We start from the raw sequence: 18,311 nt of genomic DNA on the forward strand, positions 1-18,311 counted from the left end.
AGATTAGCCGCTGCGGCGGCGATTTGCCAACCGGGGAATGGATCGGGAAGATGAGAGAGCCGGACATATTGATCGTCGCCGGCCATGCGCGTTCCAGGGCTCTTAGTTTTTGACTCTCCGCTTTTTCCCATCGATCAGTCGATGCGGGCCTGGCCCCCTCAACGCAAGTTTGTCTGCCCAGTTGACCAGCCCGCATTTGTCGAGGGAAAGACACCCACAGCCGATGCAATCGGAAAKTCCATCKCGCAATTTCTGGAGTTGATGTATCCGCGAGTTCAATTCTTCTCTCCATCGCTGGGACATGGTCTCCCAGTCTTCTTTGGAGGGTGGTTGTCCCGCTGGAAGGCAGGACAACGCGTCACCAATGGAATTCAAGGAAATCCCAAGATTCTGAGCGACTTTGATTACTGCCACTCGCCGTAAAACATCGCTTGAATACCGTCTCTGATTTCCCGCCGTGCGGTAGCTTCGGATAAGGCCCTTGGTCTCGTAAAAGTGAAGCGCGGAAACCGCTACCCCCGACCGTTTGGCAACGTCTCCAACAGTAAGTTCTCGCGCCATTTGTCTGCCCCTTGACCTCAAGTTCACTTAAGGTTGTAGAGAACTTATCGCGGCAGGACAAGATACGCGATTTTCGCAGCTGGGCCGCGGTCAGGATGACGGATGGCTTTCTTCAGATATTCAAAAAATCGAACCTCCAGGGGACGCACGGCGATCGCGGCAGCGGCCTCGCAAACCTTTGTCATTGCGTCCCTCGTGCTTACGTATCGCACGATCAGTGGCTATAGCGGAGCATCAACTGACGCTGTCCCGGAATTGGTGACAGCGATCGTCGGTTTTGAAACGGGTTTTTTCTACGCTGCATTAGCCTGGCCGCTGTCGGTTCGACGGGCCGTCCTCGTTTCTGCCGCTGTAGTTGCTTTCGCAGCCGTTTACTGGGCGGTTTCACCGGAGCCTCAAGACCGGTGGCTTGCCGAAATCATAGCTGGCGCGGGCGTTGGACTTTTGACCGCGGTGGCATTTCGATGGCGGTTCTTCACGCCCCCTGCTTTTCCGAGGGTGCCATAATTGTTGCTTCAGTGACGGGGCCGGAGAATGCCCGATCAGCCCAATTGGTGATGCTTGTATCTGCAGATCTCACGATGCGTAGCATCAAGGCAACTCCCTCAGTCATCGGAAGGCGTGATAATGGTCAAGCTGCTCGGCGATCACGACCTCATCGGCCACGATGTGATGGCGAAGGCAATCGATGTCCTGGAACTCGCCTTTCGAGCGAGGCTCGATAACAAGATCGTATCGCCGCCAAGGCATCACGTCTCCTTCGGAGAGCATGGCGATCTGGTCTTCACGGTGGGCGGGATCCTTGGCGAAGCTCCACTGGCCGGATTCCGTGTGTACGATACGTTTCAGAATTCGAAGCAGTCTCAAATCGTCGCTGTCTGGTCGACGAACGAGGGAAGACTGAAAGGCCTGGTTCTCGGGGAACGTCTCGGTGCCATCAGGACCGGCGCAATCGGCGGCGTTGCGATCCGGCACCTGAGCTCACAGAATGCCAGGTCCGTGGCCGTAATCGGTAGCGGCGTCCAGGCGCGAACCCAGCTTGCTGCGGCCGTAGCAGTCAGAACGATATCCTCCGTTCGTGTGTACAGCCCGGATGTGGTCAACAGAAGAGCTTTCGCCCAAGAGATGCAACGCGAACTCAGTGTAGAGGTCACGCCTGTCGAAAGTGTTGCGCAGGCGACGGTGGATGCCGACATCGTTATCTGCGCGACCTCGAGCCGGACCCCAATCCTGCATATTGCGGATCTGACGCCGGGCGCTCACGTCAACACCGTTGGCCCCAAGCTTGTCGGAGGGCATGAAATTGGGCTCGACGTCGCTGATGCTGCCAAAATCATAGCCACCGATGCGCCTGAACAAACGCGAGCCTACGCCTCGCCCTTTTTTCTCGCTGGCACGCGACACGAAAATCGAATGGTCGATCTGGCCGAGTTGGTTTCTATGCCCGGAAGGATCCGGTCCTCGTCAGAGAACATAACTCTATTCTGCTCTGCTGGGCTCGCCGGAACCGAAGTGCTGTTGGCATCTGCTCTGCTCGACGCATTTTGACCTCATAGATATTCCTGCGGCGTATGCGCGGTAGCTGGGCTGCCGTGGCGTCCCAGCTACCGCGCGTCCACACAGGAATTAAGGAGGTATATGGGTGCCTCACCGACAGCCCATCTCGCTGGAATACCTCTGATCTCGCGCGAGACATTCGCGAAAAACAGCCCACATTCCGGTTTGGGGCTGGGCGCCCCTCACCCATCACGCATTCGCTTTCCTATTCGCAGCAACCGTCATCCATACTGCCGACAGCAGGAAATAGAAGGCACCGAACCCCGCATAGGGTGCAATGTCGAGGATGCTCGGCGGCGTGGTACCGAGCGACTGGCTGATCATGAACCCGCCGGCGAGCGTCGATTGTGCGCCGCTGAGGATCATCGCCCATTGCGCGCCGTAGGTGCTCCAGCGCCGCACGGCGGCCGAAAGCTGTAGCAGGCCGGAGAGGATCGCCCAGACGCCGAAGACGGCGAGGACGGCATAGGTGCTGTTCATGACGGCGATGATGACGGCGACCGTGGTGATCGTGCTGACGGCGACGTTGAACGTCTGGGCGGGGTTCGCCTTCAGGCCGCCGTTCGAGCGGGCGTCCACGAGGTTCGCCACCGCATCCCAGGCCGGATAGATGACGAGCAGCACGGAGGCGAGTGCCGATTGGCTTCCCGACAGAGTGGCTGAAAGAATGGCGGCGACGATCCAGCCGATCGAGAACAGCGCACGGACGAAGTAGTAGGATCGCAACCAGCTCGATTGCGGGGAAGATTGGTTCTGCATGACAGGCTCCTTGTTGTGTCTTCCTACTAGTAGGTAGATCAATTCATGGAGTCAATCGTCAAAAGCTCCTGCCCTCAGCCGGCTGGAACACATGCTCGTGAGCGAACCAGCTGCGCCAACTTGACAGCCTTGCCGACCAGCAGGTAGCCAAGATCCATGGAACAGACGACCGCAGAAAAGATCCTTGACGTAGCGCAGTCCCTCGTCGTGGCGGGAGGCTATAACGGCTTCAGCTATGCCGATATTTCCGATGCGGTCGGCATCCGCAAGGCGAGCATCCACCACCATTTCCCCACCAAGGCCGAACTGGTGCAGGTGCTGGTCGACCGCTATACGCAGCGCGCCGAATCGGGCCTGAAGTCGCTGCGCGAACACGTCCCCGGCCCCGTCGAACAGCTGCAGGCCTATCTGAACTACTGGCAGAAATGCATCCTCGACGCATCGGAGCCTTTCTGCGTCTGCGCCATGCTGGCGGCCGAAATACAGATGCTGCCTGACAATGTGGCATCACACGTGCGCCGGCATTTCGAGAACCTGGCCGCCTGGCTGACATCGGTGCTGAAGGCCGGTGCGGAGCAGAAACTCTTCCGGCTGGACAAGTCGCCCGAGGAGGAAGCGCAGATCCTGATGGCCTGCGTCCACGGCGCCATGCTGTCGGCCCGCGCGCTTGGCCATCCCGACCTCTTTGCCGCAATCGTCGGCCCGCAACTCGCCAGGCTCAGGGCCTAGAGGCGACGGCTGCGCCCTCACCGATGGCGCACGGCATCGACGAGCAGGGAAAACGCCGGCGTGGACTGGCGGCGCGTCGGGTAATAGAGATGATAGGGTTCCCAATAAGGGCACCAGTCTTCCAGGACGCGTCGCAGACGGCCGGCCTTTATGTGCGGGGCGGCCATCGGCTCCGGAACATAGGCCAGGCCGTATCCCGCGAGCGCGGCATTCAGGATCTGGAAAATTCCGTTGAATGCGACCTGTCCGTCGACACGAACTCTGAGCTCGCGGCCCTCTTTCTCAAATTCCCAGGCATAGAAATTTCCATAGGTCGGAAGCCGAAGATTGATGCAGATATGCTCGGTCAGATCCTGCGGCACCGTCGGGATCTGGCGATTTTCAAAATAATCGGGGGACGCGACGACAGCGAAGCGTGAAGCGCCGCTGATCGGAACAGCGATCATGTCCTTCGCCACGACGCCGCCCAGACGTATGCCGGCGTCATATCCGCCGGCGGCGATGTCGGTCATGCTGTAATCGACGGCAATCTCGATCCTGATATCGGGATGCTTTTGCAGGAGGGGCATGAGCTTCGGCCAGAGGATGTAATCGACGGTGAAGTCGATCGCCGAGATACGGAACGTGCCGGCCGGCTTATCCCGCAGCTCTTTCAGGGAATCCAGCTCAGCCGTGATTTCTTCCAGTCGCGGCCCGGCGGTCTGCAGGAGGCGCTGGCCGGCTTCGGTCGGCGAGACGTTCCTCGTGGTGCGCACCAGGAGACGCACACCAAGCCGCTCTTCCAGCGCGCGAATGTTCTGACTGAGCGTCGGCTGCGCAATGCCGAGCTTTGCGGCGGCACGGGTAAAGCTCCGCTCCCGCGCGACCGTCAGAAACGCCATCAGGTCATCGAGACTTTCGGCCATTTATTGCCCCTGCCTATAAGTTCATTTGGATTATACCATCTAATCGGATGAGTTTGCAGGGCGTATCTTCTTTGCGAATGGCGGACATCACTCGCCAAGCAGCAATGGAGACGATCATGGATATCAGACGCAGCGGCTCGCAGCCTTCGGTCAAAGGCCCCGAAGACTGGTTTACGGGCACGGTACGGATCGATCCGCTCTTCGCGCCCCCGGAACCGGCCCGCGCCGCCGGCGCTCTCGTCACCTTCGAGCCCGGCGCGCGTACAGCCTGGCACACGCATCCGCTCGGCCAGACGCTGATCGTCGTGTCCGGTCTTGGCCTGGTGCAGCGTGATGGCGGCCCGGTCGAGGAAATCCGCCCTGGTGATGTCGTCTGGTTCCCCGCCGGCGAAAAGCACTGGCACGGCGCGAGCGAAACTGCGGCCATGAGCCATATCGCCATCCAGGAAAAGCTCGACGGCAGGAACGTCGACTGGATGGAGAAAGTTTCCGACGAGCAATATCGCCGCTGAACCGGAGGAGCGTCTCATGGATCGACGCTCGTTCCTTGCCGCCACGACGATGCTTGCCGTGGCCCCTCTTTTACCAGGAAACACAGCAATGGCAGATACACCATCCAATGGCCGTAAAGCCTTCGGCGATATCGCCCCCGCTTTGGCCGACTATACCGACAAGGTTCTTTTTGGTGACCTTTGGGAGCGCCCGAACCTGTCGCCGCGCGATCGCAGCCTCGTGACGATTACGGCGCTGATTGCGCTCTACCGGCACAATGAGTTGCCGTTTCATTTGAAGCGCGCGCTCGATAACGGCGTCACCCGCGACGAGATCGTCGAAACCATCACCCATCTTGCATTCTATGGCGGCTGGCCGGTTGCCAGCACGGCCCTGTCGGTCGCCCGCAAGGTCTTCGAGGAGGCTTGAAACCATGACGGAAGGTATTGCCGGCAAGATCATCGTCATAAGCCATTCCGGCCAGCTCCTTCGCCCGCACGGTGGCTTTCGCCATCAGCCAGCCTGATGACGTCGACATCAACGAAGTCCTGTTCCGGCCCACGGTTCAGGCTTACTAGGTTCACGGCCGACCGGACCAAGGACGCACCGTAATGTCGACGACGTCGCTGGCTCCAGCCTCCAGGCGCACCGTGATCATGACGCTTTTGCCGATAATGATCATGGTGCTTGTCGCCTTCCTCGTGATTGGCCTGGCCCTGCCGGTCTTGCCGCTGCATGTCCACCAGGATCTCGGCTATGGCACGTTCGTCGTCGGATTGGTAACCGGCAGTCAGTTCGCCGCCTCGCTCTTCTCGCGCGTCTGGTCGGGCAATGTCTGTGATCGCAGAGGCCCGAAATACTCGGTCATTTTTGGCCTTGTTGCAGCTTCCGCCGCCGGCCTTCTCTATCTGCTCTCCTTATGGTTCACAGCTCATCCGATCATCGCCCTGAGTGTCCTGCTGGCCGGCCGCGCAGTTCTGGGCGGTGCGGAAAGCTTCATCATTACAGGCGCGACCGTGTGGGGGCTCGGCCTCGTCGGAGCGAGCAATGCCGGCAAGGTCATCGCCTGGATGGGAACGGCGATGTTCGCTGCTTTCGCCGCCGGCGCGCCGCTCGGCATCGCACTTTACAGCGCCGGCGGATTTGCTGCCATCGCAGTAGCCACCCTGATTGCGCCGCTTCTGACGCTGGCTGTCGTCTTCCCTCTTCGCGCAACGCCGCCGGAGCATCGCCGTAGAGCCGGAATCCTTGCCGTTGCCCGGCAGATCTGGTTGCCGGGTCTCGGAGCCGCGCTCAGCAGTATCGGTTTCGGCGTAATCCTCTCTTTCGCTTCGCTGCTCTTTGCCGCGAATGGCTGGACGCCTGTCTGGCTGGCTTTTACGACCTATGCTGTTGCCCTGGTCATCGCCCGCCTGGCCTTTGGCCATCTGCMCGATCGGCTGGGCGGCGCAAAGGTTGCGCTCATCTGCGTTCTGATCGAGGTCGCCGGGCTCGTGCTGATGGGCCTGGCACCCTCGACGCTGCCGGCTGYCCTCGGCGCCGGTCTCGTCGGCTTCGGTTATGCGCTGGTCTTTCCCGGCCTTGGCGTTGAAGCCGTTCGCCGCGCACCACCCGAAAGCCGAGGTCTGGCGATGGGTGCTTATACGGCCTGCCTTGACCTTGCGCTCGGCATATCGGGGCCGGCGCTTGGCCTGGTCGCAACCGAGGCAGGACTTTCGGCCGTATTTCTGGTCAGTTCACTGGCGGTTCTCGGATCGGCATTCATCTCCGTGAAGCTGATGAACCGCGATGGCACGCGGTCACAGCAAACTTCCGAGCACGCGTCACCGAGCGAGTAGAGCCGGAAAGGCGGATCCGATCTCCGCAATGGCGCATGGTTGCCATGCCCGTCAGGGGTTCCGGACCTCAACCTGAAAAGCCGGTGCAGCTTGAGTGAGATCAAGGAGAAATCCTGTAGTTATGCCAGATTCCTGACCGCATGACGGGTGCCAGGCGACGAGTTCAAAGCATCGATCCTGCGCAGCCAAGAGGAAACGCCCAACCGGAACATGGGAGGCGTGCGGGCCATGAGCGTTCTGGACGAACCGAAAGCGCATCCGCGAATTCGCATTTTCGGGAAATTGCACGCATGGCTGCCCGATGTCGGGTTGAGGTCGACGATCATGGCGGCGGCAGCGGTCACAGGTCTGGCGGGCGCGTTCGTCCTTTTCCTGCTGGATTACGGTTCCGCAAGCCGCCTTGCCCTTGCGGCAAGCACCAGCACCGCCCTCGCATTCCTGTTGATCGACATCGTGGCCAAGCTCAGAAACGGCGATTTTGGTCTCGACCTGATCGCGGCACTCGCCATGGGCTCTACCCTCTGGTTCGGTGAATATCTGGCAGGAGCGATCGTCGCGCTGATGTATGCCGGCGGCCAGTTTCTGGAAGCCTATGCGCATCGGCGGGCCGACGAAGGCATGTCGGCCCTGCTGGCCCAGGTGCCGCGAACGGCACTTCGCCTCCTGGAAAACGGCATGGAAGAAGTTCCCATTCCGGACATTGCGGTCGGCGATATCCTGATGATCCGCAGAGGTGATGTCATCCCGGCCGATGGTACGCTGATGTCGGACAATGCATCGATCGATCAATCCGTCCTGACCGGCGAGGCCTTCCCGGTTCACCTGCAGAGGGGCGAGCGGATCGAAAGCGGCGCCACCAATGCCGGGGACGCGATCGAGATCAGGGTGGAAAGCCGCGCCGAGGACAGCACCTATTCCGGCATCGTCAAACTGGTCGAGGCATCCCGGCGTTCCAAGGCGCGGATAGCGCGGCTCGCCGATCGATATGCGATCGCCTTTCTTCTCCTGACGCTGGCAATCGCGCTCGGCTCCGCCATCCTGTCCGGTGACATGGCGCGGATCGTCGCGGTTCTCGTCGTGGCGACCCCCTGCCCGCTGATCCTGGCCGTTCCCGTCGCCCTTGCGGCCGGAACCTCGAAGGCTGCAAAGGCGGGCGTGCTGGTGAAGGGCGCAGGTCCGCTGGAGATCCTGGCCGACGCCTCCGTCGCGGTCTTCGACAAGACCGGCACGCTGACGGCGGGCGATCCCGAGGTCGTCTCCATCGAGGGGCCCGAAGGCACGGAAAGGATCTTGCGTCTCGCCGCCTCGCTGGACCAGGCATCGTCGCATGTGGTCGGCCGTGCGATCGTCAGGGAGGCGCGGAGGCGCCAGCTGACACTCTCGCGCCCGACCGACGTATCGGAGCTTGCAGGTGCCGGCATTTCCGGGCTTGTCGACGGTATCAGGGTAAGCGTTGGCGGCGACAATTACTTCACGCCGGATGGCAAGCCCTCCCGCCCCGCCGAGGGGAAAGGCAGAATGCAGGCAAAGGTCTTCTTCGACGGCCAGCTTGCCGGCGAAATCGGTTTCGAGGATCGCCTGCGCGGCGATGCCGTCGACCTCGTGGCCAAGCTGCGCAAGCTGGGTTTTGGCCGGATTGTGCTTGCGAGCGGCGATGAGCGCAGCGTCGCCGCCGCCATTGCCGGCTCCCTGTCGCTGGATGCCGTCGAGGCGCGACTGTCTCCCGCCGAGAAGGTCGAGGTCATCGCCAGGGAACGCGCGGCGAGCAAACGCCTGGGCGGAAAGGTTCTCATGGTCGGCGACGGCGTCAACGACGCTCCGGCACTCGCAGCCGCCGATGTCGGCATCGCCGTCGGCGCCACCAATCTCGCGGCCGCGGCCGAAGCCGCCGACATCGTCCTGATCCGCAACGACTTGAACAGGATCGCCTCCGCCATCGAAATTGCAAGACGTTCCCGCGCCATCGCTATCCAGAGCATTCTCGCAGGCATTGGTCTCTCGCTCATCGCCATGCTCTTCGCCGGCGCCGGCTTCCTGCCGCCGGTGACAGGCGCCATGCTGCAGGAAGTAATCGATGTGGCCGTGATCCTGAACGCGCTGCGGGCGCTACGCTAGGCCCTCATCGCGACCCCTGAGCCGAGCTCTAAGCCTTGGCCAGATGCTTCGGCCAGAATTCCTGATGGACTGCGGCGGCTTCCTCTTCAATGTTCGGTCCATCGACGGTGACGATGCGCGCCCCGGTTTGCAGCACCGCCCGGCTCGGCACGTTCAAACCGATCCCGGCGATCTCGCCCAGCCGCGCTTCGGAGCAAGCAAACACCATTCGCCCGATGCCCGACCAGTAAATCGCCCCGGAGCACATCGCGCACGGCTCCGTGCTGGTGTAGAGCGTGCAGTCAGCAAGATATGCGGTGTCGTAGTGCTGCGCCGCCAGTTTGATCAGGTTCAGCTCGGCGTGGTTCGTCATATCGTGGCCGGTAAAGACGCTGTTTTCGGCACGCAGGATGACTTCGCCGTCCTTCACCAGCACCGAGCCAAACGGCTCGTCTCCGTTTTCCATGGCGGATTTCGAGAGCGCAATCGCCTCGCGTAAAAACGGCTCGTGGTTTTCCATCAGAGTCTCCCCCAGAAGTTAGAGCGGGATGATTTTGTCTGGGATCGGGGAGATTTCCAAGGGCTGCAATTCGGATTCAGGATCGGCAGCCTGCTTCCCCGCAACCGTTACCGGGGAAATAGACGACGTCGCCGTCACCTTTGTCCCATCGGGACCGCAGACGACAGCGGCGATGTTTATCGGTTGTCTCGTTCAGTGGGCGRGAAACAGCGGCAGCTTGCAATCCTCGATCATCCTGCGGGTCACGCCGCCGAACAGGCTCTGCTGCCATCTCGGGTGGTTGTAAGCCCCCATGACGATGAKGTCCGCGCCCATATCCACTGCGTGCCTGGTGATGATCTCGTCGGCGCTCTTGCCTTCGCTCGAAAGGCGATCGACCTGCACCTTGACGCCGTGGCGGGCAAGGAAGGCCGCTATATCGGCACCCGGCTCTTCGCCGTTCACGCCTGTCCGCGCCATCGGGTCGACCATGGTCACATGAACGATCTCGGCCTTTTCCAGGAGATCGAGCGACTGGCGGGCCGCCCGCGCCGCCTCGTTGCTGGAATCCCATGCAAGGATGACGGCTCTTGGCGATGTGGTGATCGCGTGTCGCCCGCGGTTGATCAGGATCGGCGTCGGCGCCTGAAAAAGCGCACCATCGAAGATCCGCTTTCTGAAACTCGCGTCCTCGGCCGCATCGGATCCCAGGAGCACGACGTCGGCATAAAGCGCACGCTGTGCGATATCTTCGTCGGCCCAGGCAAATTCGGTATAGAGATCCTGGACCTCGAACGAGAGGTCGCTGGTGGAAAGCGTCTCCCTGATTTTGGCGCCCGTCGAGGCGAGTTCGTCGATCTCCCGCTGCCTCTCATCCAGCCAGATGGTGGAGATGGCATTGTATTCCCCGAGCGACGGCGCCGCGCCCATGAAAACGGCAAGCGCTGTCAGATGTGCCCCATACGCGGCGCAGAAGCTCGCCGCGCTTTTCAGATCCTGCTCATATCTGTTGCTTTTGAGGATGCTCAGAACTGTCGTGATGGCCATGATGGCTGCCCTCCGTGACTGATATCACGACGTTAGCAATCCCATCCGATGTGGTCTTTGACATCAGTCAACCACGATCCGCCGCCCGATCTCGCCTGAAAGTCCTGCTAGCAGTTGGGGCGGACCTGTGCGGATGAATCCCCGCCGGGAAGCCCTGCCGAGGAGCCGGTGCTGGTCATGCCATTGCAATCGGGCGTCCCGGTGCCCATGCCATTGCCGGTGCCGGAGGGGCCGCGCACGGACGGGTTCGTGCTACCGGGATCGGGGACGATGCTGTTGGTAGTGCTGTTTGCGTCCGGTGCCAGCGTATTCCCGCTATTGGTACCCGTGCCGACGCTGCCGGATGTACCAGCCCCGCCAGATGCGCCGGAGCCGATCGTACCGTTGCCGGAAGTACCACCCGCACCTCCCGCCGCGCCGCCTGCGCCGCCGCCCGCACCCGATGATTGCCCCATCGCCGAGGTGGCCAGCCCGATGGAAAGAATGGATGCCGTGATGAACTTCAGAAGCATGAGAAACCTCCATTGTGCTTCATTGGTCATCGGGGACAACTTCGCCTGCCGGTCGAGGTTCCCCAAATCACGGATAAGTTTTGACGTCAGTCGATGCCCAACGGCGTCCGGCAGCGGACTGCGAACGCGATCGATGCCGGCCCCGGCAAGGGGCCTGGCCAAGGCCCGGCACTCAGTCGATGCCGGGCGGGACAGTGATTAATGGCACGCCGCACGAGCGCGCACGCGCCCTTTCAGATCATGGGTGCGACGATGTTCGACCGAGAGAATGTCGATCAGGTCGACAAGCTCGAAATGGTGCTCGACGCCGCCGACATCGATGTGAACCTGGCCGTCGCTGATGTGTAAAGCAACGGCAACGAAGTTTCTCTCTTCGCCCTCATCCAATACCGATACAATAAACAGAGGCGCCTCCCTCTTACGCTTATCTCTTTTATAGAGAAGATCGGTGAATGCTTTATTATTAGCAGTTAATAATAATTTGTATTCAATAGATTGTACAGCTCCATATGCGAACACTCCGGAGATAGCCACAAATTCGAAAGGTATTTCAGTGCTCACAATTCGGCTGGCGGAAGCGGCAAACCAAGCTGGCATCGTGCGCCTATGGCACCAGGGGTGGCATGATGCCCACGCCGCCCTTGTGCCCCCGGAGGTTCTGGCGTTCAGGACGATAGACCACTTTCATACCTGGCTGGGCGAGGCGCGAGACACCTTCCACGTCGCCATCGACACCGAGCTGCGGGGATTCGTGACGGTAAAAGACGCGGAAATCGTCAAACTCTATGTCGGCAGGAATGCGCGGGCAAGGCATAGCGCAAAAGCTTCTCTCCTTTGCGGAGCGAAAGCTCTCGGAAAACGGGGTGCGGGAGGCCGAGTTGTTCTGTACGGCGGGCAACAGCCGCGCCGAAAATTTCTATCAGCGAGAGGGATGGACGCTCTCTCGGACCTTTGAAGATTATCTGTGGATGCCGGAAGGCAGCACCACAGGTCCTACTGTGCTGACCCATCGTTTTCAGAAAAATCTCTTGGCAACGGCGTAACCGGCCGTTCGCAAGAGATATGCTCGCGGCAGCCGTGACTCGCCTCGGCGCCCTTCAGCTCTTCTTCTGCGCCGCCGCCTTGCTGGAACTCGTGCTGCCCTTCGGCCGCTTGTCCAGAAGGCGTGAGAGCACATTCCCTTTTTTCCTGCGGGGGACGAGATCGATGTCGCTCACGAGCTTTGCACCGCCCTCGCGCCGCTCCAGGGTGATCTTGCGGCTGTGGAAGGCTTCGAGCTCGACGCGGTGCGCGACGCTGACGATGGTGACCTTGGGCAATTCCCGGATCACCATCTCCATCATCTTGTCCTGGCTCTTCTCATCGAGAGCTGACGTCGCCTCGTCGAGTACGATGATATCGGGATTGTGCAGCAGCAGGCGCGCGAAGGCGAGCCGCTGCTTTTCGCCGCCCGACAGCGTCTGGTCCCACGGCGCGTCATCCTCGAGCTTCTCGTTGAGATAGGCGAGCCCGACCTTGTCGAGCGCGTTCTTGATCTCATCCAGCGGCCAGCCGTCGGCGGCATTGGGATAGGCGACGGCGCGGCGCAGCGTGCCCGAGGGGATATAGGGCCGCTGCGGCAGCATGAACAACCGCCTGTCGGCGTGGAAATCGACGCTGCCGCGACCCCACGGCCAGAGACCGGAGATGGCGCGCACCAGCGTGCTCTTGCCCGAGCCGGATTCACCGGCCACGAGCACCCGCTCGCCTGGCTCGATCTCCACCTGGGTTTCCGTGACCACGGCAGTACCGTCATCCAGCGACACGGCGAGATCGTTGAGGCTGAGTATCGCCTCGCCTTCCGTCTCACCATGCTGGATGCGTCCGAGCGCGTCGCTCTGTTCTGCGCGTTCCAGCCCGTCGAGCGACATCATCAATGAGGCGACGCGCCGCGCGCAGGCGTTCCAGTCGGCAAGCCGCGGGTAGTTGTCGACGAGCCAACCGAAAGCGGTCTGGACGATCGCGAAGGCTGACGCTGCCTGCATCACCTCACCCAGCGTCATGCTGCCTTCCAGAAACTTCGGCGCGCAAAGCAGCACCGGTACGACAGGCGCAATCAGCATCGACCCATGCGACACGAAGGTCGTGCGCATATATTGATGGGCAAGCTGCGCCCATTGGCTCAGCACATTGGAAAACGTCTTGTCGAGGTCGCTGCGCTCCTCCTCTTCACCACCGAGAAGCGCGATGCTCTCGCCGTTTTCGCGCACATGCGTCAGCGTATAGCGAAACTCGGCTTCCACCTGGTTCTTAACCTCGGAGACCTGAACGAAATGTCGGCCGATGACGGCGATCGTCGTCGACGTAATGAGCGCGTAGAGCACCGCCGTGACGACGAGAAAGCCGGGAATGGTGATCGACATCCCACCGATCGGCAGGGTCAGGGCACCACCGATCGTCCAGAGAACCACAATGAAGGTCGAGGCCGACAGAAAGGCCGAGATGACGCCGGCGGTGAAATCGACGGGCGACTCCGTGGCAATCCGCAGATCCTCGGAAATACGCGCCTCCGGGTTCTTGTGATCGCCGCCGATGAGGTTCAGCTGATAGTAACGGCCGTTCGCCAGCCAGCGCGCGATGAGCCCGGTCGCCAGCCACCGGCGCCAGTGCCGCTGGATCATCATGCGGACATAGACCTGGCAGGTGACGAGGACGACGCTGCCGGCCACCAGCGGCAGGAAGACGGCGCTCAGATAATAGACGGTGCCGGCATCGTGCCGCTCTATGGCGTCGAATATGCCGCGGTTCCACCTGTTGATCCCATACTGGAAACCGACATTCATGCCGATCATGATCAACAGCCCGATGGAGCATGGCCAGGCAAAACCGTCGCCGCCACGGCCCCAGTAGCCGCGCGCACTGATCCAGAAACGCTTCAGCAGATATTTCTTGCGCGCCCTCTCGGCCTCCTCGGGCGTCAGGCCCGGATCGGGTTCGATAACATCTGGCGGCGGCGCGACCTCGACGGTCGATGCCTTGCCCTGGTGCGTCTCCTCGGCACCATCAGGCTTGGCGCCGTCGACCGATGTCGGTTTCAGTTTTGCGTCGGTCATGCCAGCGGAAACGGATTACCGATCGAAAGGTTTCACGATGGGGCAAGCTTGGTGCTTGCCGGAAACCGGAAGGTGCATCGACGGCTTCGATCGGACCGACATGTCGGGGAGAAACCCGAACCATACTGCCGCAGAACACAACGGACGCGAAAATCCGCTATTCGGTAGCAGATACCACCGTGACCGCAGCCGGCCCATTGCGGTCATGGCACGTGCCGCAAAGGCCGACCAGCGTTGCCGAATTCGGCCACTCGGCAAATCATCTCGCGAAGTAGCGTGTTGGTGTTGTGCCCAATGCCTTCTTGAACATGACGATAAAGGCGGTAGCGGATTCATATCCCAAGTCGCTCGAAACCCTCTGGACCGTAGCGCCGCTGGCCAGTTCGCGCAATGCGATGACCAGGTGCAGTTGCCGCCGCCATCGGCCGAAGGTCAGTCCCGTTTCCTGGACCATCAGCCGCTTCAAGGATCGCTCACTCATGGCAACGTGTGCCGCCCAATCGACCAGGGTGCGACGGTCGCTCGGCTCCGCCATCAGGGCAGCAGTGATCGCTGCGATTTTGGGATGGCTGGACGCGGGCAAGTCCAGCCCCTGTATCGGCATTTGCGCGAGTTCATCCAGCAAGACCCGCACCATACGGCCGACATGATCGTCCGGAGCAGAATTGACCGGTACATCCGCCAGTCGGAGGATCATCTCGCGGAGCATCGGCGACACAGACAGAGTGCAGCACTCCTGCGGCAGCTTGGCCGCTTCGGGTTGAACGAACAGATAGGACAGGCGTGCGTTGGACGTGACCTGGTTGCTGTGGGGCACGCCCCCGGGTATCCAGACTCCGCAGTCCGGTGGGACAATCCAGATGCCATTCTCCGTCCTGCATGTGACGGCTCCGTGCAGAGCCAAAATGAGCTGCCCTTGCTTGTGCTGGTGCTGGGGCACTTCAGCCTCATAGTCACTGAAGTCGAGGCGGACAGCGATGGCCGGGCGATCTGACCAGTCGGGATCAAAGTCGTCGTAGCAGGAAGGCAGTTTTGCGGATTGACCCGATTTGGAGATCATTTGGCATTATCTCCAAATTCGTACGGACTGCAACAGTCTACAATCGGGTGATCAACAACCGAAAGGAGACTGTCATGCGAATTTCTGTCGTCGGCGCCACGGGACGAGTTGGCGCCAAGCTGACCCGGACCCTGCTGAGATCAGGGCATCAGGTCAGAGCGTTGTCGAGAGGTGGCCCAGCGCTTGACGCACTGGTCGAGCTCGGAGCAGAGCCATTCCTGGGAAGCTTTGACACAGGAGCGGGAGACCTTGACCAATTTTTCCAGGGTGCAGATGCCGCGTTTCTCATGGTGAAGACCGATTGGAACAACATCGAGGGACACTACCCCGCTGTTGCCCAGCGCTTTGTCGATGCGCTCGAAAAATCCTCCGTCAAACTGGCCGTAAGCCTGACGGCCATGGGTTCAGACGTGAAGGGGAAAACGGGTCATTTCGAATGTTTCCACGATCTGGACGAAAAGCTCAACGAACTCGGCAATATCAATCTGGTCCACCTGCGCGCCGCCTGGTTCATGGAAGACGTGTCTGCGTGGACGGGACCGGTTGCCAAATACGGTCGAATTGCCTGGTTCTGCAAACCTGATTTGAAGATGCCTTGGGTGGCGACCGATGACATCGCATGGCTGGCAGCGAAGGAACTGACCAATCCGACGGGCAGACACCGCGTCACTCTCGAAGTCGGCTCGGAAGATGTTTCGATGAACGAACTGGCCGTGATCATTGGCAAGGAGATCGGCAGGCCGGTGGAGTACCGATACATCGAGACGACCCGCAAAGACGTGGAGGCTGAATTTCTGGCGCGGTTCGGGACGCCGGAAAAATGGCAGGACGACACGCTGAGTGCTGACGCTTTGAACAATGGCATCGTAAGGTTCCATGGGGAGCACGAGGATCGTCCGAAATTGCCCACGACGATGGAGGTCTTCATTGCTGGCGTTTGGAAGCCGCGTTACCTGGAGGCGGTCAGAGCGGGAAACCAACGAGAGACGTTTCCCATGTGGACCGCCAGAGACTAGCTAGATGTCATGCTGGTTTTTTGAACCCTCCCAGCAATCTCCAGTCTTTATTGGACGCTGCCGCAAATTATTAAATTGCGGCAGCGATATGCGAGGCAACGCTCCACCACCGTCTCGAACATATGTCGCAGGATATCGCTCTGCCGGAACCGGCCGTGCCGGTTCTTCGATAAGCTAGAGTGATCGGGCACCTTGTCGTCCAGGCCGAGGCGGCAGAACCACCGATAGGCGAGATTAAGGTGGACCTCTTCACATAGCCGCCGTTCCGAACGAATACCCATGCAGTAACCGATGATCAGCATCCGCATCATCGCTCGGGATCAATCCAAGGACGACCCGTGTTGCTGTAGAAAGGCTTCAACTGCGCTCGCACGCTGTCGAGTTCGAGATGACGGTCGATCCCGCGCAGCATGTGATCGACAGGGACGTGATCATCAAGGCAGAAGTCGTAAAAGAGCTGCACCGGAGCTGACTGACATCCCATCATCGCTCAATCCTGCGCAAATCAATGCGACGATTGAATCATGTCGTTATGGCTCCCGCAACACCGTGCCTCTGCTCGACTTTGGCTGATCATTCAAGTCTGTGTTTGCTAACGCACCGACGGACATCTAACTTCGATGCAATCAAAACTGAGGCCAGTCCATTGACCGAACACGATGATGATATCCAGTTCCATAACCTCAATCGAGAAGAACTACTTAGCTTGCTGGTACCAGGTGACATTCTTCATGCGGTTCATCATGACGGGCATGGAACGCCGCCATGTTTAGTCGTCTCGGTCGAGGCAGACACGATTACCACTCGCTCCGTCACGACACAGCAGCTGTACGTCTTCCATCGGAGGACTGGCGAAACGTTCTCCGGTGGAAATCAGCACGGTGCCACGATCAAGTCGGTCGAGCCGCTTCCAACCGAGATTCACAACACCCTGTTGGAATTAGACCGAAAATATAGGCTTGGTCACCGAAGCTCGAGTAGCGCAAAACTTACCGAAGGACAGAAGAAAGCGTTGCTATTCATCGCTGATCACTACGAACGTCATCGGATTTAAAACCACATTCTTTTGTGGCACAGAAGCCGTGGCGCAACGTTCGGGACGGAAGGCCGAAGCCGACTTTTTCAACGGTATCGGCGCATAGCCGACGTCGAGAAGGCACGCATTACTCAACGTCGGTCACCGCGATGCAGCCAGCACGACATCAGCCCCTTCAATGACATAGGTCGCATAGCGATGGTCGCGGATCAGGCTTATCTTTTGCTCCCGCCATTCGAGCAGCATGAAATAGGAAGAACCATCAGGCGGTTCGGCTGATACCAGCAATATTTCCCGGCCTTCCAGCCAGGCCGGTTCGATCCTGACCGGCGGATATTCGGCATAATAGGTGAAAAATCGACCGACGTCGGCGGCACCGGAGATTTCCGGCCGTCGCGCCTGACGAAGCCGAACATCCTGCGCCAGCAGGCGACGCAAAGCGTCCCAGTCCCGGGCGTTGAAGAGCGCTGCGAAGTTCAGGACCTCGGGGCTCGGCGGTGGCGGAACCTCGGACCGCACGTCGGAGATGGCGCGCAATCTCGCCCGACCGCGCGACAGATGGGCCTTGACGGCATCGACACTCAGTTCCAGCAGCGCTGCGATGTCCGCAAGCGACTCTCCCAGCACATCCTTGAGGATGACAGCGCTGCGTTGCGGCACCGGCAATTCTGCAAAGTGGCTGAGCGCCACCCGCACCGCGTCCTGCCGGATCAGCGCATCCTCCGCGCCGACAGCGCTGATATCGGCCAGATCGAAAGCCATCTCAATGGGCTCAGATCGCAGCGTGCTGCGTCGGCGCAGTGCATCTATGGCTCTGTTATGGACGATGCGAAACAGCCAGGGTCGCAGCGGCGTGTCCGGCGGGATCGAGCCGGCTGTCGCAAATACACTGGCAAACGCGTCCTGAATCACATCCTCGCCGTCGATGACAGAACCCACCAGACGGGCAGCATAGCGATGCAGTTCGGGGCGAAGCGCATCCGCTTCGCTGGCGAGCGCTGCGAGCAGTGCTTTCCTCTCCTCGTCTTCGAGAGCAGCGTCTTCTGTCATTCGATGACCGTCACACCCGTATCCCCACGCACCGCGTAGACCATGGCCTCGGCGAGAGCAGTCC

19 protein-coding genes and 2 pseudogenes are annotated in these 18,311 nt (G+C 60.4%); 11 read left to right on the plus strand and 10 right to left on the minus strand.

Annotated elements, in window-relative coordinates:
• Positions 1-102: 102 nt before the first annotated feature.
• The gene (gene soxR, locus AC1D35_RS21700) at positions 103-561 is read right to left on the minus strand and encodes a redox-sensitive transcriptional activator SoxR (RefSeq protein ID WP_477940032.1); all 459 of its coding nucleotides are present in this window, start codon (positions 559-561) and stop codon (positions 103-105) included.
• Positions 562-1,188: 627 nt separating this feature from the next.
• On the opposite strand from soxR, the gene AC1D35_RS21705 reads away from it, so the two are divergent.
• Positions 1,189-2,109 (plus strand): ornithine cyclodeaminase family protein, encoded by a 921-nt coding sequence (locus AC1D35_RS21705; protein WP_113307791.1) that lies wholly within the window; start codon positions 1,189-1,191, stop codon positions 2,107-2,109.
• Between the two features lie 198 nt (positions 2,110-2,307).
• Here AC1D35_RS21705 and AC1D35_RS21710 read toward each other — a convergent pair whose 3' ends face one another.
• Complete coding sequence (locus AC1D35_RS21710) at positions 2,308-2,877, minus strand: DUF308 domain-containing protein (RefSeq protein WP_113307792.1); 570 nt, start codon at positions 2,875-2,877, stop codon at positions 2,308-2,310.
• Positions 2,878-3,033: 156 nt separating this feature from the next.
• On the opposite strand from AC1D35_RS21710, the gene AC1D35_RS21715 reads away from it, so the two are divergent.
• On the plus strand, positions 3,034-3,606 hold the full coding sequence (locus AC1D35_RS21715) for a TetR/AcrR family transcriptional regulator (protein ID WP_113307793.1): 573 nt from the start codon (positions 3,034-3,036) through the stop codon (positions 3,604-3,606).
• Between the two features lie 17 nt (positions 3,607-3,623).
• Here AC1D35_RS21715 and AC1D35_RS21720 read toward each other — a convergent pair whose 3' ends face one another.
• Positions 3,624-4,511 carry a LysR family transcriptional regulator gene (locus tag AC1D35_RS21720; RefSeq protein WP_113307794.1) on the minus strand — a complete coding sequence of 296 codons (888 nt, stop codon included), beginning with the start codon at positions 4,509-4,511 and terminating at the stop codon, positions 3,624-3,626.
• Positions 4,512-4,627: 116 nt separating this feature from the next.
• On the opposite strand from AC1D35_RS21720, the gene AC1D35_RS21725 reads away from it, so the two are divergent.
• The 5 genes and pseudogenes from AC1D35_RS21725 (at position 4,628) to AC1D35_RS21745 (ending at position 8,956) form a co-directional block, all read left to right on the plus strand.
• A complete protein-coding gene (locus tag AC1D35_RS21725; protein WP_113307819.1) occupies positions 4,628-5,023 on the plus strand; it encodes a (R)-mandelonitrile lyase in 396 nt (131 codons plus the stop codon).
• 88 nt (positions 5,024-5,111) lie between these two features.
• The gene (locus AC1D35_RS21730) at positions 5,112-5,432 is read left to right on the plus strand and encodes a carboxymuconolactone decarboxylase family protein (protein ID WP_113301859.1); all 321 of its coding nucleotides are present in this window, start codon (positions 5,112-5,114) and stop codon (positions 5,430-5,432) included.
• Between the two features lie 41 nt (positions 5,433-5,473).
• Positions 5,474-5,581: pseudogene (locus AC1D35_RS21735) on the plus strand (oxidoreductase); the annotation flags it as partial.
• A gap of 33 nt (positions 5,582-5,614) precedes the next feature.
• Positions 5,615-6,841 (plus strand): arabinose transporter, encoded by a 1,227-nt coding sequence (locus AC1D35_RS21740; protein WP_477940034.1) that lies wholly within the window; start codon positions 5,615-5,617, stop codon positions 6,839-6,841.
• A gap of 324 nt (positions 6,842-7,165) precedes the next feature.
• Positions 7,166-8,956 (plus strand): heavy metal translocating P-type ATPase, encoded by a 1,791-nt coding sequence (locus AC1D35_RS21745; RefSeq protein ID WP_477852211.1) that lies wholly within the window; start codon positions 7,166-7,168, stop codon positions 8,954-8,956.
• Between the two features lie 28 nt (positions 8,957-8,984).
• On the opposite strand, the gene AC1D35_RS21750 is transcribed toward AC1D35_RS21745, so the two are convergent.
• The 3 genes from AC1D35_RS21750 to AC1D35_RS21760 all read right to left on the minus strand — a co-directional run bounded on the left by AC1D35_RS21750 (position 8,985) and on the right by AC1D35_RS21760 (position 10,993).
• Complete coding sequence (locus tag AC1D35_RS21750) at positions 8,985-9,455, minus strand: nucleoside deaminase (protein WP_113307797.1); 471 nt, start codon at positions 9,453-9,455, stop codon at positions 8,985-8,987.
• 192 nt (positions 9,456-9,647) lie between these two features.
• The gene (locus AC1D35_RS21755; protein WP_477940036.1) at positions 9,648-10,481 is read right to left on the minus strand and encodes a universal stress protein; all 834 of its coding nucleotides are present in this window, start codon (positions 10,479-10,481) and stop codon (positions 9,648-9,650) included.
• A 107-nt stretch (positions 10,482-10,588) separates the two neighbouring features.
• Positions 10,589-10,993, minus strand: a complete 405-nt coding sequence (locus AC1D35_RS21760; RefSeq protein WP_113307799.1) for a hypothetical protein — start codon at positions 10,991-10,993, stop codon at positions 10,589-10,591.
• A gap of 201 nt (positions 10,994-11,194) precedes the next feature.
• Here AC1D35_RS21760 and AC1D35_RS21765 point away from each other — a divergent pair, with 201 nt between their 5' ends.
• Entirely contained in the window at positions 11,195-11,341 is a 147-nt protein-coding gene (locus AC1D35_RS21765; protein WP_162747306.1) for a hypothetical protein, read from the plus strand.
• Between the two features lie 437 nt (positions 11,342-11,778).
• Complete coding sequence (locus AC1D35_RS21770) at positions 11,779-12,036, plus strand: GNAT family N-acetyltransferase (RefSeq protein WP_477852169.1); 258 nt, start codon at positions 11,779-11,781, stop codon at positions 12,034-12,036.
• Positions 12,037-12,090: 54 nt separating this feature from the next.
• On the opposite strand, the gene AC1D35_RS21775 is transcribed toward AC1D35_RS21770, so the two are convergent.
• Both AC1D35_RS21775 and AC1D35_RS21780 read right to left on the minus strand, forming a co-directional pair.
• Complete coding sequence (locus AC1D35_RS21775; RefSeq protein ID WP_113307800.1) at positions 12,091-14,085, minus strand: ABC transporter ATP-binding protein/permease; 1,995 nt, start codon at positions 14,083-14,085, stop codon at positions 12,091-12,093.
• 259 nt (positions 14,086-14,344) lie between these two features.
• Entirely contained in the window at positions 14,345-15,145 is an 801-nt protein-coding gene (locus AC1D35_RS21780) for an AraC family transcriptional regulator (protein ID WP_113307801.1), read from the minus strand.
• 74 nt (positions 15,146-15,219) lie between these two features.
• Between AC1D35_RS21780 and AC1D35_RS21785 the strand changes: the two genes are divergently transcribed.
• A complete protein-coding gene (locus AC1D35_RS21785; protein WP_113307802.1) occupies positions 15,220-16,161 on the plus strand; it encodes an NmrA family NAD(P)-binding protein in 942 nt (313 codons plus the stop codon).
• 89 nt (positions 16,162-16,250) lie between these two features.
• On the opposite strand, the pseudogene AC1D35_RS21790 reads toward AC1D35_RS21785, so the two are convergent.
• Positions 16,251-16,648, minus strand: a pseudogene (locus AC1D35_RS21790) (transposase); the annotation flags it as partial.
• Between the two features lie 159 nt (positions 16,649-16,807).
• Between AC1D35_RS21790 and AC1D35_RS21795 the strand changes: the two are divergent.
• Positions 16,808-17,215, plus strand: a complete 408-nt coding sequence (locus AC1D35_RS21795; RefSeq protein ID WP_113307803.1) for a hypothetical protein — start codon at positions 16,808-16,810, stop codon at positions 17,213-17,215.
• 123 nt (positions 17,216-17,338) lie between these two features.
• On the opposite strand, the gene AC1D35_RS21800 is transcribed toward AC1D35_RS21795, so the two are convergent.
• A complete protein-coding gene (locus AC1D35_RS21800) occupies positions 17,339-18,247 on the minus strand; it encodes an RNA polymerase sigma factor (RefSeq protein ID WP_113307804.1) in 909 nt (302 codons plus the stop codon).
• Positions 18,248-18,311 lie beyond the last annotated feature (64 nt).

This window comes from Rhizobium sp. P1_E6 (assembly GCF_056405875.1).

What these genes read in the sequence shown, in the direction of transcription:
- AC1D35_RS21775 (WP_113307800.1), bottom strand. Translation starts at nt 14,085, where the DNA reads ATGACCGACGCAAAACTGAAACCGACATCGGTCGACGGCGCCAAGCCT.
- AC1D35_RS21765 (WP_162747306.1), top strand. Translation starts at nt 11,195, where the DNA reads ATGGCACGCCGCACGAGCGCGCACGCGCCCTTTCAGATCATGGGTGCG.
- AC1D35_RS21705 (WP_113307791.1), top strand. Translation starts at nt 1,189, where the DNA reads ATGGTCAAGCTGCTCGGCGATCACGACCTCATCGGCCACGATGTGATG.
- AC1D35_RS21780 (WP_113307801.1), bottom strand. Translation starts at nt 15,145, where the DNA reads ATGATCTCCAAATCGGGTCAATCCGCAAAACTGCCTTCCTGCTACGAC.
- AC1D35_RS21785 (WP_113307802.1), top strand. Translation starts at nt 15,220, where the DNA reads ATGCGAATTTCTGTCGTCGGCGCCACGGGACGAGTTGGCGCCAAGCTG.
- AC1D35_RS21720 (WP_113307794.1), bottom strand. Translation starts at nt 4,511, where the DNA reads ATGGCCGAAAGTCTCGATGACCTGATGGCGTTTCTGACGGTCGCGCGG.
- AC1D35_RS21800 (WP_113307804.1), bottom strand. Translation starts at nt 18,247, where the DNA reads ATGACAGAAGACGCTGCTCTCGAAGACGAGGAGAGGAAAGCACTGCTC.
- AC1D35_RS21725 (WP_113307819.1), top strand. Translation starts at nt 4,628, where the DNA reads ATGGATATCAGACGCAGCGGCTCGCAGCCTTCGGTCAAAGGCCCCGAA.
- AC1D35_RS21745 (WP_477852211.1), top strand. Translation starts at nt 7,166, where the DNA reads ATGGCGGCGGCAGCGGTCACAGGTCTGGCGGGCGCGTTCGTCCTTTTC.
- AC1D35_RS21760 (WP_113307799.1), bottom strand. Translation starts at nt 10,993, where the DNA reads ATGCTTCTGAAGTTCATCACGGCATCCATTCTTTCCATCGGGCTGGCC.
- AC1D35_RS21710 (WP_113307792.1), bottom strand. Translation starts at nt 2,877, where the DNA reads ATGCAGAACCAATCTTCCCCGCAATCGAGCTGGTTGCGATCCTACTAC.
- AC1D35_RS21750 (WP_113307797.1), bottom strand. Translation starts at nt 9,455, where the DNA reads ATGGAAAACCACGAGCCGTTTTTACGCGAGGCGATTGCGCTCTCGAAA.
- AC1D35_RS21730 (WP_113301859.1), top strand. Translation starts at nt 5,112, where the DNA reads ATGGCAGATACACCATCCAATGGCCGTAAAGCCTTCGGCGATATCGCC.
- AC1D35_RS21770 (WP_477852169.1), top strand. Translation starts at nt 11,779, where the DNA reads ATGTCGGCAGGAATGCGCGGGCAAGGCATAGCGCAAAAGCTTCTCTCC.
- AC1D35_RS21715 (WP_113307793.1), top strand. Translation starts at nt 3,034, where the DNA reads ATGGAACAGACGACCGCAGAAAAGATCCTTGACGTAGCGCAGTCCCTC.